Genomic DNA, 14,295 nt, shown 5'->3' with positions numbered 1-14,295 from the left:
CGAAACCCTGGGACCGGGGGTCCAAGCAGTCAGCCAGGGGCGAGACTTGAGGTAGGGCCAGGCATACCCCCCTTCCTCGCCCAGGGCGTATGGCCGACGGGCCCGGCCCCCTCCTACGGTGATCGCCATGGACATCTGGCAGGCGCTGGGCGGGCGCCGGTACCTGCGGTCGGCCTGGCCCTGGCGGGCGCTGGCGTTCCTGGTGAGCGGGGTACCGCTCGGGGCGGCCGTCCTCGTGGCGGTCGTTGGCGGCGCCGTCGCCGGGAGCGCGCTGGCCGTCGTCCTCGTCGGGCTGGCGCTGCTGGCGCTCACCGCGCTGGCCGGGATACCCGTGGCGGCCGTGGAGCGGTGGCGGCTGCGGCTGATGGGGGCGCGAGCCGTGCCGGTGGGGGCGCATAGGGTGCCGGACGCGCCGGGGTTGCGCGCGTGGCTCGCACTCCGGCTGAGGGAGGCGGCGACCTGGCGCGAGCTCGCGTACGCGCTGCTGACCGGCGCCGTGCTGTGGCCGCTCGACGCGCTCGCCGTCGCCCTCGCGGCCGGCGTCCCGCTGTCCATGATCGCCACGCCGGTGCTGGTCGGCGTCTCCGGCGAGGCGAAGGTGGTGAAGGGGGGGTGCGTGAGCACGCTGCCCGGCGCGTTCATGGTGGCGTGCGCCGGAGTGGTGTTGCTCGTGACAGGGGCGTACGCCCTGGGCGTGTTCGCGGGAGCGCGCGCCGAGCTCGCGCGCCTCATGATCGCGCCCCCGGCGCCCGCGGGCGACAGCGCGCGCGTCATCGAGCTCGCGCGCTCCCGCGTACGCCTCGTCGACGCCTTCGAAGCCGAGCGCCGGCGCATCGAGCGCGACCTGCACGACGGCGCACAACAACGGCTCGTCGCCCTCACCATGACCCTCGGCCTCGCCCGCCTCGACGCCCCGCCGGGCGCCCTCGCCGACCAGCTGGCCAAGGCGCACGAGCAGGCCGGCCAGGCTCTCGCGGCGCTGCGCGAGACCGTCCACGGCATCCACCCCAAGGTGCTCACCGACTACGGCCTCGCAGCGGCCGTGGCCGACGCGGCCGACCGCAGCGCCGTCCCCGTGGACCTGCGCGTCGACCTCCCCGCGCGCCTGCCCGGGGCCGTCGAGGCCGCCGCCTACTTCGTCGTCTGCGAGGCGCTGGCGAACATCGCCAAGCACAGCGGGGCGAGCCGCGCCGAGGTGCGCGCAGGGCACGATGGCCGACGGCTGGTGCTGTGCGTCCGCGACGACGGGCGCGGGGGAGCGGACCCGGACGCCGGCACCGGCCTGACCGGGCTCGCCGACCGGGTGTCGGTGCTCGATGGCAGACTCTCCCTGTCCAGCCCGCCGGGCGGACCGACCCTGCTGCGAGCGGAGTTCCCTTGCCGGCCGACACCGACCGACCCCTGCGGATAGTCCTCGCCGAGGACAGCGTGCTGCTGCGCGAGGGGATCGCCGGACTGCTCGGCCGTTTCGGGCACGAGGTCGTGGCGGCGGTCGGCGACGCGGACGCCCTGCTGGCCGCCGTCGCCGGGCACGCGCCGGACGTCGTCGTGACGGACGTCCGCATGCCGCCCGGCTTCCAGGACGAGGGCCTGCACGCGGCCGTACGGATGCGCGCGGAGCGGCCCGGGCTGCCGGTGCTGGTGCTCAGCCAGTACGTGCAGCGGGCGTACGCCGCAGAACTGCTCGACTCCGGCGACGGCACGGGCGTCGGCTATCTGCTCAAGGACCGGGTGGGCCAGGTCGAGGAGTTCGTCGACGCCCTGCGCGAGGTCGCGGCCGGCGGCACGGTGGTCGATCCCGAGGTCGTACGGCAACTGCTGCGCAGGCGCCGCGATCCGCTCGCGCGGCTCACCCCGCGGGAGCGGGAGGTGCTCGCGCTGGTCGCCGAGGGCCGGTCGAACAGCGCGATCGCGCGGGCGCTGGTGGTGTCCGAGGCGGCCGTCGGCAAGCACATCGGCTCCATCCTCACCAAGCTGGACCTGCCGCCGGCGGACGACACCCACCGGCGGGTACTGGCGGTCCTCGCCTACCTCAGATCCTGAGAGCCTCGGCCGAAGATCTCCAGAGCCTCGGGGTCAGGCCCTCAGATCCTTGGCGAAACACCGGCTCGCCTCGTGGAACCGGTAGTACCCGAACTTCTCGCACGGCTCGTACCCGCTGGACGTGTACAGCGCGATGGCCTCCGGCTGCTTCGTGCCGGTCTCCAGGACCATCCGCACCCGCCCGGCCGCCCGCGCGTCCTCCTCCAGGGCGGCCAGGACGCGCCGGGCGAGACCGCGGCCCCGCATGGACTCCACCACGAACATGCGCTTGAGCTCGGCGTCCCCGTCGCGGTTGCCCTCGCCGTTGGCGTCCTGGGCGCGCCAGCCGCCGGTGGCGACGGGGCTGCCGAGCGCGTCGTAGGCGATGAGGTACACGCCGTTCGGCGGCTCGAAGTCCGCGGGGTCGAGGGGAGTGGCGTCTCCACCGTCGCCGTAGCGGACGTGGTATTCGGCCTGGACCTCGTCGTTGAGCTTGACGGCGTCCGGGTGGTCGAAGGGGACGCGACGTATGTTCATGCTGGAGACCGTACACCTATGCGTAGAGAGGGCTGACGGGAATCTGGACCCGATCCAGTGTGCCGGTATCGTTCCCGCGTGCTCACTGTGACCTCCGTCAACGTCAATGGCCTGCGCGCCGCCGCGAAGAAGGGCTTCGTGGAATGGCTCGCCGACACCTCCGCCGATGTGCTGTGCCTCCAGGAGGTCCGCGCCGAGCCGCACCAGCTGCCCGAGGCGGCCGGCGCGCCCGACGGCTGGCACGTGCTGCACGCCCCCGCCGCCGCCAAGGGCCGCGCCGGCGTCTCCCTCTACACCCGCCGCGAGCCCGACCGCGTCCAGGTCGGCTTCGGCTCGACGGAGTTCGACAGCGCCGGGCGCTACGTCGAGGCCGACCTGCCCGGCGTCACGGTCGCCTCCCTCTACCTCCCCTCCGGCGAGGTCGGCACCGAGCGGCAGGACGAGAAGGTCCGCTTCATGGCCGAGTTCCTCGTGTACCTCAAGTCCCTGCGCGAGCGCGCCGCCGCCGACGGGCGCGAGGTGGTCGTCTGCGGCGACTGGAACATCGCCCACCGGCAGGCCGACCTCAGGAACTGGCGCGGCAACACCAGGAACTCCGGCTTCCTGCCGGAGGAACGGGCGTGGCTGACGCAGGTCTTCGACCCGGAGGACGGGGGGTACGTCGACGTCGTACGGGCCCTGCATCCGGAGGTGGAGGGGCCGTACACCTGGTGGTCGTACCGGGGACGGGCGTTCGACAACGACACCGGCTGGCGCATCGACTACCAGGTCACGACGCCGGGCCTGGCCGCGAAGGCCGCGAAGGCCTACGTGGAGCGCGCGGCGACGCACGCCGAACGCTGGTCGGACCACGCGCCCGTGACCGTGGTCTACGACCTGGGGGTGTAGGACTCCTCGTCCCGCTTGCGCAACCGCCGGTCCAGGGCCAGTGACAGTTCCGCCTCCACCACGCTCCGCGCGAGGGGGCGCAGGCGGTGGAGGTCGGATTCCGTGCCGTGGCGCAGGACCAGGGTCGCGAACATCTCCGCGAGTTCGTCGACGTGTTCGCGGACGCGGGCGCCCGCCGCCAGGACCTCGGCGAGGGGGATGCCCTCGCGGACCAGGGCGGAGGAGACGTCCAGCAGGCGGCGGCTGATGTGGACGATCTCGTCGCCGTCGGTGCCGAGGTAGCCGAGGTCCAGGGCGGCGGCGAGGTTCTCGGGGGTGACCTGGCCCTCGAAGCGCGCGGCGAGTTCCTCGGGGGTGAGGCGGACCGGCTCCTCCTCGGTGGGCGTGACGCCCAGCACGTCGGCCACGTCGCGCCCGTGGTCCAGGGCCTCCGCCAGTTCCGCGATGCCGGTGAGGGTGTGGCCGCGCTCCAGCAGTGCCGCGATGGTGCGCAGGCGGGCCAGGTGGTGGTCGTCGTACCAGGCGATGCGGCCCTCGCGGCGGGGCGGCGGGATCAGCTTGCGTTCGCGGTAGAACCGCAGGGTGCGCACCGTGATGCCGGCCAGGCGGGCCAGTTCCTCCATGCGGTACTCGCGCTTCTCGGTCACGACGGCACCCTATGCCGTACCCCCGGTAACTTCCTCGGCCGCACCCCTACCCATCAGTACGAAGCTGCTCTACTCTCCCCATTGCGCCAGTGTTCACTGGCAGAGTTGCAGAGTGAAGGGCAACGGCATGGCGGAACACGAGCATGTGCGGGTGGCGGTGATCGGGTCCGGGTTCGGCGGGCTGGGGGCCGCCGTACGGCTGCGACGCGAGGGCGTCACCGACTTCGTGGTGCTGGAGCGGGCCGCAAGCGTGGGCGGCACCTGGCGGGACAACAGCTATCCCGGGTGCGCCTGCGACGTCCCCTCCCACCTGTACTCGTTCTCCTTCGCGCCCAACCCGGACTGGCCGCGCACCTTCTCCGGGCAGGAGCACATCCGCGCCTACCTGGAGCACGTCGCGGACGTCTTCCGGCTGCGGCCGCACATCCGCCTCGACTCCGAGGTGAAGATGATGACCTGGGACGCCGAGCGGCTGTGCTGGGACATCGAGACCACCAGCGGCAACCTCTCCGCGGACCTCGTCGTGTCCGCCACCGGGCCGCTGTCCGACCCGAAGATCCCGGACATCCCGGGGCTCGACTCCTTCCCCGGCAAGGTCTTCCACTCCGCGCGCTGGGACCACGACTACGACCTGCGCGGCAAGCGCGTCGCCATGGTCGGCACCGGCGCGTCGGCCATCCAGATCGTGCCGAGCATCCAGCCGCAGGTCTCCCGGCTGACCCTCTTCCAGCGCACCCCGCCGTGGGTCATGCCCCGCGTCGACCGCGCCATCAGCGGCGTCGAGCGGGCCCTGCACCGGGCGCTGCCCTTCACCACCCAGGCCCGCCGCGGACTGCTGTGGGGCATCCGGGAGTTGCAGGTGCAGGCGTTCACCAAGCACCCCGACGAGCTCGGTTTCGTGGAGCAGTTGGCCAAGCGCAACATGGCGCGGGCCATCAAGGACCCCGCCCTGCGCGCCAAGCTCACCCCCGACTACCGCATCGGCTGCAAGCGGATCCTGCTCAGCAGCACGTACTACCCGGCGCTCGCCCAGCCCAACGTGGACGTCGTCGCCAGCGGACTGAGCGAGGTGCGCGGGTCCACCGTCGTGGCCGCCGACGGCAGCGAGGCCGAGGTCGACGCGATCGTCTTCGGTACGGGCTTCCACGTCACGGACATGCCGATCGCCGAGCGCGTGGTGGGCGCGGAGGGCAGGACCCTCGCCGAGGTGTGGAAGGACGGCATGGAGGCCCTGCGCGGCGCCTCCGCGGCCGGCTTCCCCAACTGGATGACGATCATCGGGCCCAACACCGGCCTCGGGAACTCCTCGATGATCCTGATGATCGAGTCCCAGCTCAACTACCTGGCGGACTACGTACGGCAGTTGGACGTGCTCGGCGGCCGGGTGGCCCTGGACGCCCGCCCGAGCGCCGTCGCCGCCTGGAACCGCCGGGTGCAGGACCGGATGAAGCGGACGGTGTGGAACACCGGCGGCTGCACCAGCTGGTACCTCGACGCGAACGGCCGCAACACCACCATCTGGCCCGGCACGACCACCGAGTTCCGGCGGGCGACACGGCGGGTGGACCTCGCGGAGTACGAGGTCCTGCGCGTGCCGGCCGGCCGGAGCACCCGGGCGGAGGTGTCCGCGTGAGCCGCCTGCTGCACGTCGCCTCCGGCCCCTACGCCCCGCCCGCCCCCGACCGCGAACTCACCGTCACCTCCGCCGACGGAGCCCGCCTGCACGTCGAGGTGCACGGACCCGAGGGCGCGCCCGCCGTCGTCCTCGCCCACGGCTGGACCTGCTCCACCGCCTTCTGGGCGGCGCAGATCCGCGACCTGTCCGCCGACCACCGGGTCATCGCCTACGACCAGCGCGGCCACGGCCGCAGCCCGGCCAGCCCGGCGTGCAGCACGGAGGCGCTCGCGGACGACCTCGAAGCCGTCCTGCACGCCACCCTGAAACCCGGCGAGAAGGCGGTGATCGCCGGGCACTCCATGGGCGGCATGACGGTGATGGCGGCCGCCACCCGGCCGGGCCTGCGGGAGCACGCCGCCGCCGTCCTGCTGTGCAGCACCGGCTCCTCGCGGCTGGTCGCCGAGTCGACCGTCGTACCGATCGGGGCGGGCCCGCTGCGGACCTGGCTGACCAAGCACATCCTCGGCTCGCGAGCACCGCTCGGGCCGGTCACGCCCCTCGCGCGGCGGATCCTCAAGTACGGCACGATGGGGCCCGGTTCGGCGCCGCACATGGTGGAGGCGTGCGCGCGGATCGTGCACGCCTGCCCGCGCACGGTGCGCCACGCCTGGTCGCAGGTGCTGGACCTGCTCGACCTCGACCACGCGGTACGGGAGTTGAGGGTGCCGACGGCGGTCGTCGTGGGCACCGCCGACCGGCTCACCCCGCCGGTGCAGGCCCGGGCGCTGGCCGAGGCGCTGCCGAACTGCGTGGGCCTGACCGAGCTGCCGGGGCTCGGCCACATGACGCCGGTGGAGGCGCCGGAGCTGGTCACGGCCCGGATCCGGGAGCTCGTGACGACGTACGCGACGATCAAGGAGGGTGCATGAGCAGGGTGAGTCTGGAGGGCCAGGTCGCGGTCGTCACGGGCGCCGCACGCGGGGTCGGTGAGCTGCTCGCGCGCAAACTGTCCGCGCGCGGGGTCAAGGTGGCGCTGGTGGGGCTGGAGCCGGACGCCCTCAAGCAGGTCGCGGAGCGGCTGCACACCGACAGCGACCACTGGTACGCCGACGTGACCGACCACGAGGCGATGGCGCGGGTGGCGCGGGAGGTCAAGGAGCGGTTCGGGAAGGTCGACATCGTGGTCGCCAACGCCGGTGTCGCGACCGGCGGGCCCTTCGTCGACTCCGATCCGGAGTCCTGGCGGCGGGTGATCGAGGTCAACCTCGTCGGGTCGGCGGTGACGGCCCGGGCCTTCCTGCCGGTGCTGACGGAGAGCCGGGGGTACCTGCTGCAGATCGCCTCCCTCGCCGCGATCACCCCGGCGCCGATGATGACCGCGTACTGCGCCTCCAAGTCCGGTGTGGAGGCGTTCGCGCACAGTCTGCGGGCCGAGGTCGGCTACCGGGGGGTGCGGGTCGGGGTCGGGTACCTGTCGTGGACCGACACCGACATGGTGCGCGGCGCCGACCAGGACGAGGTCATGCGGGAGTTGCGGCAGCGGCTGCCGTGGCCGTCCAACAAGACGTATCCGCTGGGCCCGGCCGTCGACCGGCTCGTGGCCGGCATCGAGCGGCGCGCGAGTCATGTCTACGGGCAGTGGTGGCTGCGCGGGATGCAGGGGGTGCGCGGGTACCTGCCGGGGATCATCGGCACGGTCGGCCAGCGGGAGATGAAGCGGTTCGCGCCCCGGCTGGCGGGGATGCGCAACGGGCTCGTCGGCGCAGGTGGGGCGGCGGACGAGGAGGCGCGCGCTACGCAGCGTGACTGATCGACATGCGGAGCGTGTCCGGGCGTGTGAATCTGGTCGAGGCCCCGGCCAGGGGCTCTTCCCCTCACCCCCACGGGAGTGAACCCACATGGGTATGAAGGACCAGTTCCAGGACAAGTCCGAGCAGTGGCAGCAGCAGGCCAAGCAGAAGGCCCAGCAGGGCCGGGAGCAGGCCCAGCAGCGCGGACGGCAGGGCGGTCAGGACCGCGACCGCATGCGTGACGAGGAGACGGAGCGCCTCTCCGAGGAGCAGGACCGTCTCGACCAGGACTTCGACGTCTGACGTCGGCATCCTGCACTGACTGAGAAGGGCGCCCCCGTGCAGGGGGTGCCCTTCTTCACGTACCCCTTCACGGACGCCCTTCTTCAGGTGCGGCCTTCTTCACGTACGGCGCGGTGGCAGCTTCGGCCGTGAGCGGTCCGGTACGCCGGAGTAGTCCGGGGGACTGGCCGGCGGGTTCGACTTCAGCAGGTCCAGGGCGAGTTGTACGGCGTCGTCCAGTTGGGCGTGGCGGCCCTCCGCCCAGTCCAGGGGCGTGCGCAGGATCTCCAGGTCCGGGGTGACGCCCTTGTTCTCCACGCCCCAGCCGTACGCGTCGAACCAGGCCGCGTTCATCGGTACGGTGATCACCGTGCCGTCGCCCAGTTCGTGCCGGCCGGTCATGCCGACGACTCCGCCCCAGGTGCGCTGGCCGACGACGGGGCCCAGCTTCAGGAGCTTGAAGGCCGCCGTGATCATGTCGCCGTCGGAGGAGGTCGCCTCGTCGGCGAGGGCCACGACGGGTCCGCGGGGGGCGTTGGAGGCGTACGACACCGGCTGGGCGTTGCGCGTCAGGTCCCAGCCCAGGATCGTGCGGGTCAGCTTCTCCACGACCAGTTCGCTGATGTGGCCGCCCGCGTTGCCGCGCACGTCCACGATCAGGGCGGGCCGGGACATCTCCATGCGCAGGTCCCGGTTGAACTGGGCCCAGCCCGAGCCGCCCATGTCGGGGATGTGCAGATAGCCGCACCGGCCGCCGCTCAACTCCCGTACCACCGCCCGGCGTTTGGCCACCCAGTCCTGGTAGCGCAGGGGCCGCTCGTCGGTCAGCGGGACGACCGCCACCCGCCGGGAGCGGCCCGCCTCGCCCTCCGCCGGGGTGAAGGTGAGCTCCACGGTCGTGCCGCCCGCCCCGGCGAGCAGCGGGTAGGGGCCGGTCACCGGGTCCACCGGGCGGCCGTCGACGTGGGTGAGGACCGCGCCCTCCCGGATGCCGGTGCCGGCCAGCGGCGAGCGGGCCTTGGAGTCGGAGGAGTCGCCGGGCAGGATCCGCTTGACCACCCAGCCCTCGTCCCGGCACACGAAGTTGGCGCCGAGCAGGCCCTGCGGGCGCTGGTAGTGCGGCGGGCCCTCGTTGCGGCGGGCCGCGCTGACGTAGGCGTGGGAGGTGCCCAGCTCGCCGAGGACCTCGCGCAGCAGGTCGGCGAACTCGTCGGGGGAGGCCACCCGTTCGACCAGCGGACGGTACTGGTCGAGGACGGCGTCCCAGTCGATGCCGCACATCCCCGGGTCCCAGAAGTACGCCCGGATCAGCCGGCCCGCCTCCGCGTACGCCTGGCGCCACTCGGCGGCCGGGTCGACCTCGTGCAGGATGCGGCGCAGGTCGATCCAGACCGTGGTGTCGCCGTCGCCGGACTCGGTCGAGGGGACCGCGCGCAGGTCGCCCTCGTCGACCACCACCAGCCGGGTGCCGTCGCCGCTGACCGCGAACCAGTCGAGGTGGTCGACGAGTTCGGACTTCTTCGCCTTGCCGATGGTGAAGTACTCCAGCGTCGGCCGGCCCGTGGTGTCGTCCGGGTTGGCGAAGGTCTCGCCCAGCGCGCCCGAGATGGGCCAGCGCAGCCACACCAGCCCGCCGCCCGCCACCGGGTACAGCGCCGAGTACTTGGAGGCGGCGACCGGGAAGGGGGTGACCCGGCTCTCCAGCCCCTCGACCTCGACGGTCACCGCGCCGTCGCCCTCGTCCTCCTCCACGGGGTCCAGCCCCCCGGCTGCGGGCCGCCCCTCGGGGTTCAGGGCGAAGGGGGAGGGGGTGGCCGAGTTCAGCGGCACGAGGTAGGGACGGCAGCCGAGCGGGAAGGACAGGTCCCCGGTGTGGACGTCGTACACCGGGTCGAAGCCGCGCCAGGACAGGAACGCCAAGTAGCGGCCGTCCCGCGTGAACACCGGGTTCTCGTCCTCGAAGCGGCCGTTGGTCACGTCGACGACCAGGCGGTCCCCGCCTGCCTTCGGGGAGATCCGGGCCATCTTGATCTGGCGCAGGGAGCGGCCGATGCCCGGGTGCGACCACGTCAGCCACCCCCCGTCCGGCGAGAACGCGAGGTCGCGCACGGGGCCGTTGGCGGACCGGATCAGCTCGGTGACCTCGCCGTTGGAATCCTCCGTCACGTCGAGCAGCAGCAGCCGCCCGTCGTGCGCGGCGATCGCGAGGCGCTCGCCCCGGGGGTCGGAGACCATCTCCAGGACCCGGCCCAGTTCGCCGGAGGCCAGCCGGCGCGGCTCGCGGTCGCCGGTCGCGCGCGGCAGATAGGCGATCTCGACCGCGTCCTCGCCCTCGGCGTCGGTCACGTACGCGACCTGGCCGGCCGAGCCGAGCATCTCCGGCAGCCGGACCCGTACGCCGGGCGTGTCGGTGATCGTACGGGCCGGGCCGTCGCGGTGGGTCAGCCAGTACAGGCTGCCGCGGACGACGACGGCGCTCGCGCGGCCCGTCTCGTCCACGGAGATGCCGTCCACGTGCCGGCCGGCCGGCACCTGGTAGGGACGGCGCCCCGCGCGCGGCCCGCTCAGCCGGACATCGAGCCGGCGCGGCTCGGCGGAGAGGTCGTCGACGATCCACAGGTCGCCCGCGCACTGGTAGACCACCCGGGTGCCGTCGCTGGAGGCGTGCCGGGCGTAGAAGGCGTCGTGGTCGGTGTGGCGGCGCAGGTCGGAGCCGTCGTAGGCGCAGGAGTAGAGGTTGCCGATGCCCTCGTGGTCGGAGAGGAAGGCGATCCGGCCGCCGACGAACATGGGGGAGTGCAGATGGCCGTCGAGGTCGGCCAGCAGCTGTTCGCCGTGCAGCCACAGCCTGCCGGTGGCGCCGCCCCGGTAGCGCTTCCAGGCGGCCGGTTCGTGCGGTGGGGTGCCGGTGAGCAGCAGGGTCCTGCGCTCGCCGTCGATCTCGGCGACCTGGATGTCGGAGACCGGGCCCCAGGGCAGCTTGCGGCCGGGGTCGCCGTCGGGGGAGACCTTGTAGGCCCAGGTGAAGTAGGAGAAGGGCTCGCCGTGCGAGCCGACGGCGAGGATGGTGCCGTTGCCGGTCCAGCCGCAGACCTGCGTGTCGGGGGACCCCCAGTACGTCAGCTGCCGGCTCGGCCCGCCGTCCACCGGCACCACGTGGATCTCGGGGGCCAGACTGCGCCAGCTCGTGTACGCGATCAGGCGGCCGTCGGGGGAGAAGCGGGGGTGGCCGGCCTTGGTGCGGTCCACGGTCAGCCGCCAGGCGCGGCCCGGGCCGTCGAGAGGGGCCAGCCAGAGGTCGTCCTCGGCCACGAAGCACAACAGGTCGCCGCTCAGATGCGGAAGGCGCAGATAGCTCACCTCCCCATGCTTTTCCGCCACCGGGGGGCGGGCAACTCAACCGGGCGGGTCGCGCGGCGGACGGTTCCCCACGCTTACGTACCTCTTACCTTCGTGAGCCAGCACACGTACGAAACGGTTTCGTTTCGCACGACTTCAGGGTATCTTCAGGAGCGTACGAAGCAGCGCAATCCGGAGCCGGAAGGTGAGTGGCATGACTGAGGTCGCAACGGCGCGTCGCAGTCGGATCACGCCCGAGCGCGAGGCCGAGCTGTACGAGGCCGTGCTCGACCTGCTCCGGGAAGTCGGCTACGACGCCCTCACCATGGACGCCGTGGCCGCGCGCACCCGGTCCAGCAAGGCGACGCTCTACCGCCAGTGGGGCGGCAAGGCCGAGCTGGTGGCCAAGGCGGTGCGGCACAACAAGCCCGCCGTCGAGAAGGTCGACACCGGTTCCCTCCGAGGAGACCTGCACGCCCTGATCCTGGCCTCGGACGACTGCGAGATGGAGCAGAACTCCGCGCTGATGCGGGGCCTGGCCATGGCGATCCACGGCAACCCGGACCTGCTGAGGGCGTTCCGCGACCACCTCATCGAGCCCGAGGTGGCGGAGTTCCGCCGTGTGCTTCGACGGGCGGTCGACCGGGGCGAGGTCCGCCCCGACAACCCCGCGATCGACTACGTGATGCACATGATGATCGGCGGGTTCGCCGCCCGCACGATGATCGACGAGCAGCCGCCGACCCAGGAATTCCTCCTGTCGTACATCGACGCCGTGGTCCTCCCCGCCCTCGGCGCCTGACCCCTCCCCGCACCTCCCCGCCCACCTGACGTCACCGCTCAAGTCGTCGGGACGATCACCCCTGCCTCCCCGCCGGGCTGATCACCCCTGCCCGCACCATCAACGACCTGACCGGGAGTACGCCCCTCGTGGCCACGTTCCTCTATCGACTCGGCCGGTTCGCCTTCAGGCGACGGCACTTCGTCGCCCTGTTCTGGGTGGCCCTGCTGACCCTCGTCGGGGTCGCCGCGGCCTCCGCGCCCGCCGCCGGCTCCACCTCCTTCTCGATCCCCGGCACCGAAGCGCAGAAGGCCTTCGACCTGCTCGACCAGCGCTTCCCCGGCTCCAGCTCCGACGGGGCCACCGCCCGCGTCGTCTTCAAGGCACCGGCCGGCGAGAAGATGACCGACGCCGGCAACAAGGCGACCGTCGAGAAGACGGTGCGGGAGCTGGCCGACGGCTCCGAGGTCGCCTCCGTCGCCGACCCGTACAAGGCGAACGCCGTCAGCAAGGACGGCACCGTCGCCTACGCCTCCGTGCGCTACGACAAGTCCGGGATGGAGCTCAAGGACGCCTCCCGCGACGCCCTGGAGGACACCGCCCAGCAGGCGCGGGACGCCGGGCTGACCGTCGAGGTCGGCGGTGACGCGCTGCAGGCCGGGGCCGAGGCGGGGGCGGCCGGCGAGGTCGTCGGCCTCGCCATCGCCGCCGTCGTCCTGGTCATCACCCTGGGCTCGCTGGTCGCGGCCGGACTGCCGCTGCTGACCGCGATCGTCGGCGTCGGCATCGGCGTCTCCACCATCACCGCGCTGGCCAAGACCCTCGACCTCGGCGACACCACCTCCACCCTCGCCCTGATGATCGGCCTCGCGGTCGGCATCGACTACGCCCTGTTCATCGTCTCCCGCTACCGCGGCGAGCTGGCCGAGGGCCGGGACCGCGAGGAGGCGGTCGGCCGCGCCCTGGGCACCTCCGGCTCGGCCGTCGTCTTCGCCGGCCTCACGGTCGTGATCGCGCTGGCCGGCCTGTCGGTCGTCGGCGTGCCGATGCTGACCAAGATGGGCCTCGCCGCGGCCGGCACGGTCCTGGTCGCCGTCCTCATCGCGCTGACCATGATCCCGGCGCTGCTCGGCTACGCGGGCCGCAAGGTCAGGGCGGCGGGCGAGAAGCGCCGCAAGAACACGGGGAGTGCGCAGGGCAGGCCCGGCCTGGGCGAGCGCTGGGCGAGCTTCGTCGTCCGCCGCCCGGCCGCCGTGCTGCTGCTCGGCGTGGTCGGCCTCGGGGCGGTCGCCCTGCCGGCCACCCAGCTGGAGCTCGGGCTGCCCGACGACGGCTCCCAGCCGACGTCCACCACCCAGCGCCGCGCCTACGACCTGCTCTCCGAGGGCTTCGGGCCCGGCTTCAACGGCCCCCTCATGATCGTCGTCGACGCCAAGGACAGCGCCGACCCCAAGGCGGCGGCCGGCACCGTCGCCGACGGCATCAAGGGGATGAAGGACGTCACCGCGGTGACCCCGGCGGTCTTCAACAAGGCCGGCGACACCGCGATGATCACCGTCGTCCCGGGCTCCAAGCCGTCCTCGGCCGAGACCGAGGACCTGGTGCACGCCATCCGCGCCAAGGGCGCCGGCGTCCGCGCCGACACGGACGCGAAGGTGCTGGTCACCGGCACCACGGCGATGAACATCGACTTCTCGCAGAAGCTCAACGACGCGCTGATCCCGTACCTCGGCCTGGTGGTCGGACTCGCCTTCCTCCTGCTGATCGCGGTGTTCCGCTCCATCCTGGTGCCGCTGAAGGCGGCCCTGGGCTTCCTGCTCAGCGTGCTGGCCGCGCTCGGCGCGGTGGTCGCGGTCTTCCAGTGGGGCTGGCTCGGCGGTCTGCTCGGCGTCGAGCAGACCGGGCCGATCATGTCGATGATGCCGATCTTCATGGTGGGCGTGGTCTTCGGCCTGGCGATGGACTACGAGGTGTTCCTCGTGACCCGCATGCGCGAGGCGTACGTGCACGGCGAGACGCCGGGCCAGGCCGTGGTCACCGGCTTCCGGCACAGCGCCCGGGTGGTGGCCGCCGCCGCGATCATCATGATCGCCGTCTTCGGCGGTTTCATCACCTCCAGCGAGTCCATGATCAAGATGATCGGGTTCGGTCTCGCGATCGCCGTCTTCTTCGACGCGTTCGTGGTGCGGATGGCGATCGTGCCGGCGGTGCTGGCGCTGCTCGGGCGGCGGGCCTGGTGGCTGCCGCGGTGGCTGGACCGGGCGCTGCCCAACGTGGACGTCGAGGGCGAGGGGCTGCGCACCCCGGCCGACGCGGCCACCGGCAAGGACGCGGACCCCGACGAGGACCGGGAGCTGGTGCGGGCCTGAGCGGTCCGGCCGTCCGGGCTCG

General features: G+C 72.7%; 12 protein-coding genes. 9 read left to right on the top strand and 3 right to left on the bottom strand.

What is annotated here, in order from left to right; translation table 11 throughout:
* The first annotated feature begins 127 nt into the window (after positions 1-127).
* Together ACYF6T_RS18560 and ACYF6T_RS18555 are read left to right on the top strand one after the other, a co-directional pair.
* Positions 128-1,411, top strand: a complete 1,284-nt coding sequence (locus ACYF6T_RS18560) for a sensor histidine kinase (RefSeq protein WP_461697761.1) — start codon at positions 128-130, stop codon at positions 1,409-1,411.
* Positions 1,378-2,043, top strand: coding sequence for a response regulator (locus ACYF6T_RS18555; RefSeq protein WP_461697760.1), 666 nt, complete (start codon positions 1,378-1,380; stop codon positions 2,041-2,043). The genes ACYF6T_RS18560 and ACYF6T_RS18555 overlap by 34 nt, the downstream gene beginning before the upstream one ends.
* A 33-nt stretch (positions 2,044-2,076) precedes the next feature.
* On the opposite strand, the gene ACYF6T_RS18550 is transcribed toward ACYF6T_RS18555, so the two are convergent.
* Positions 2,077-2,559, bottom strand: coding sequence for a GNAT family N-acetyltransferase (locus tag ACYF6T_RS18550; protein WP_461697759.1), 483 nt, complete (start codon positions 2,557-2,559; stop codon positions 2,077-2,079).
* An 87-nt stretch (positions 2,560-2,646) separates the two neighbouring features.
* Here ACYF6T_RS18550 and ACYF6T_RS18545 point away from each other — a divergent pair, with 87 nt between their 5' ends.
* Positions 2,647-3,447 carry an exodeoxyribonuclease III gene (locus tag ACYF6T_RS18545; protein ID WP_461697819.1) on the top strand — a complete coding sequence of 267 codons (801 nt, stop codon included), beginning with the start codon at positions 2,647-2,649 and terminating at the stop codon, positions 3,445-3,447.
* Here ACYF6T_RS18545 and ACYF6T_RS18540 read toward each other — a convergent pair.
* Positions 3,429-4,094, bottom strand: coding sequence for a MerR family transcriptional regulator (locus ACYF6T_RS18540; RefSeq protein WP_461697757.1), 666 nt, complete (start codon positions 4,092-4,094; stop codon positions 3,429-3,431). The genes ACYF6T_RS18545 and ACYF6T_RS18540 overlap by 19 nt on opposite strands.
* Positions 4,095-4,221: 127 nt before the next feature.
* Between ACYF6T_RS18540 and ACYF6T_RS18535 the strand changes: the two genes are divergently transcribed.
* The 4 genes from ACYF6T_RS18535 to ACYF6T_RS18520 all read left to right on the top strand — a co-directional run bounded on the left by ACYF6T_RS18535 (position 4,222) and on the right by ACYF6T_RS18520 (position 7,805).
* A complete protein-coding gene (locus ACYF6T_RS18535; protein WP_461697756.1) occupies positions 4,222-5,727 on the top strand; it encodes a flavin-containing monooxygenase in 1,506 nt (501 codons plus the stop codon).
* A complete protein-coding gene (locus ACYF6T_RS18530) occupies positions 5,724-6,641 on the top strand; it encodes an alpha/beta fold hydrolase (RefSeq protein WP_461697754.1) in 918 nt (305 codons plus the stop codon). The genes ACYF6T_RS18535 and ACYF6T_RS18530 overlap by 4 nt, the downstream gene beginning before the upstream one ends.
* Positions 6,638-7,522, top strand: coding sequence for an SDR family oxidoreductase (locus tag ACYF6T_RS18525; protein ID WP_461697752.1), 885 nt, complete (start codon positions 6,638-6,640; stop codon positions 7,520-7,522). The genes ACYF6T_RS18530 and ACYF6T_RS18525 overlap by 4 nt, the downstream gene beginning before the upstream one ends.
* 88 nt (positions 7,523-7,610) lie before the next feature.
* Complete coding sequence (locus tag ACYF6T_RS18520; RefSeq protein ID WP_461697751.1) at positions 7,611-7,805, top strand: hypothetical protein; 195 nt, start codon at positions 7,611-7,613, stop codon at positions 7,803-7,805.
* A 99-nt stretch (positions 7,806-7,904) separates the two neighbouring features.
* Here the strand turns inward: ACYF6T_RS18520 and ACYF6T_RS18515 are convergent, their stop codons facing one another.
* On the bottom strand, positions 7,905-11,144 hold the full coding sequence (locus tag ACYF6T_RS18515) for a S41 family peptidase (RefSeq protein WP_461697750.1): 3,240 nt from the start codon (positions 11,142-11,144) through the stop codon (positions 7,905-7,907).
* Between the two features lie 193 nt (positions 11,145-11,337).
* Here ACYF6T_RS18515 and ACYF6T_RS18510 point away from each other — a divergent pair, with 193 nt between their 5' ends.
* On the top strand, positions 11,338-11,925 hold the full coding sequence (locus tag ACYF6T_RS18510) for a TetR/AcrR family transcriptional regulator (RefSeq protein WP_461697749.1): 588 nt from the start codon (positions 11,338-11,340) through the stop codon (positions 11,923-11,925).
* A 128-nt stretch (positions 11,926-12,053) separates the two neighbouring features.
* A complete protein-coding gene (locus ACYF6T_RS18505) occupies positions 12,054-14,273 on the top strand; it encodes an MMPL family transporter (RefSeq protein ID WP_461697747.1) in 2,220 nt (739 codons plus the stop codon).
* Positions 14,274-14,295: the final 22 nt, after the last annotated feature.

This window comes from Streptomyces sp. 7R007 (genome assembly GCF_054850255.1).
This window is presented reverse-complemented; position numbering and strand designations above follow the sequence as displayed.

Coding starts and splice junctions, on each gene's coding strand:
- ACYF6T_RS18535 (WP_461697756.1), top strand. CDS start 4,222: ATGGCGGAACACGAGCATGTGCGGGTGGCGGTGATCGGGTCCGGGTTC.
- ACYF6T_RS18560 (WP_461697761.1), top strand. CDS start 128: ATGGACATCTGGCAGGCGCTGGGCGGGCGCCGGTACCTGCGGTCGGCC.
- ACYF6T_RS18520 (WP_461697751.1), top strand. CDS start 7,611: ATGGGTATGAAGGACCAGTTCCAGGACAAGTCCGAGCAGTGGCAGCAG.
- ACYF6T_RS18510 (WP_461697749.1), top strand. CDS start 11,338: ATGACTGAGGTCGCAACGGCGCGTCGCAGTCGGATCACGCCCGAGCGC.
- ACYF6T_RS18550 (WP_461697759.1), bottom strand. CDS start 2,559: ATGAACATACGTCGCGTCCCCTTCGACCACCCGGACGCCGTCAAGCTC.
- ACYF6T_RS18525 (WP_461697752.1), top strand. CDS start 6,638: ATGAGCAGGGTGAGTCTGGAGGGCCAGGTCGCGGTCGTCACGGGCGCC.